This is a genomic window from Pseudoduganella sp. RAF53_2 (genome assembly GCF_052113985.1).
GTDB lineage: Bacteria > Pseudomonadota > Gammaproteobacteria > Burkholderiales > Burkholderiaceae_D > Rugamonas.
Genome location: NZ_JBFRDW010001102.1, coordinates 1 through 1,010 on the forward strand (window position 1 = coordinate 1; position 1,010 = coordinate 1,010).

The window sequence follows — 1,010 nt, forward strand, 5'->3', positions numbered from 1 at the left end:
ATCATGAGCAGCAGTCAGCTTCTGCAAATCGAGGACCGGCATCGCAAGGACGAGTCCCCGCCCTTGCTACGGCTGGGTTTCCGTCCCTTCTATCTGCTTGCGGCGGCATTGGCCGTCGTCGCCGTACCAGCCTGGCTGGCGGGCTATAAAGGCCTGCTGCCGCTGGATCTTTTGTGGCATGCGCATGAAATGGTGTTCGGCTTTGCCGGCGCCGTCATCGTCGGCTTCCTGCTGACCGCTTCCAGGAACTGGACCAATGTGCAGACGCCGCGCGGCGCGCCATTGGCCGCGCTGGCGCTGCTGTGGATAGCGGGACGCGCCGCCATGCTCGCCGCACCCGCTGCGTCGCCCGCCGTCGCGCTGGCTGCGCGCGCCGTCGACGCGGCCTTCCTGCCGGTTGCCGCCTGGGCCTTGCTGCGCGTGCTGAAGCGCGGCAACAGCCGCCGCAATTATCCGATCGGAGGCATCCTTGCGCTGCTGGCCGTGGCGAACATCTGCTTCCATGCCGCGGCCCTGGGCTGGCACGCCATCTCCCCGCTGCTGCCGGTGCATGGCGCCATCCTCCTCATTACGCTGCTGGAAGCGGTGATGGGCGGCCGGGTAATTCCCATGTTCACCGCCAACGGCGCGCCCGGCAGCAAGCCGCGCAGCGTGGCCTGGCGCGACAAGGCGGCGCCGGCCCTGATCGCCGCAACCGCCCTGGCCTGGCTGCTGCCGGTGCCGGCGCCCCTCGTCGCGGCGCTCGCCTTTGTCGCGGCAGCCGTCAACGCCCTGCGCCTGACCGGCTGGGCGCCGCTGAGCACCGTGCGCGTACCTCTGCTGTGGGTGCTGCACCTGGCCTATGCCTGGATCGCCGGCGGCTTGCTGCTGCTGGGTTTTGCGGCACTGGGTATCGGCAGCGCCAGCTCGGCATTTCATGCCCTGGCGGTGGGCGCCATGTCCGGATTGATCATCGGGATGATTACCCGTACTGCACTCGGCCATACCGGACGGCCGCTCAAGGCGGGACG

The 1,010-nt window shown here is 69.0% G+C and carries 1 protein-coding gene; it reads left to right on the top strand.

Annotation, left to right across the window (positions count from 1 at the left end; all coding sequences use genetic code 11):
• A partial coding sequence (locus tag AB4Z11_RS32625) for an NnrS family protein (protein WP_442030449.1) occupies positions 1–1,010 on the top strand: 1,010 nt, incomplete at both ends.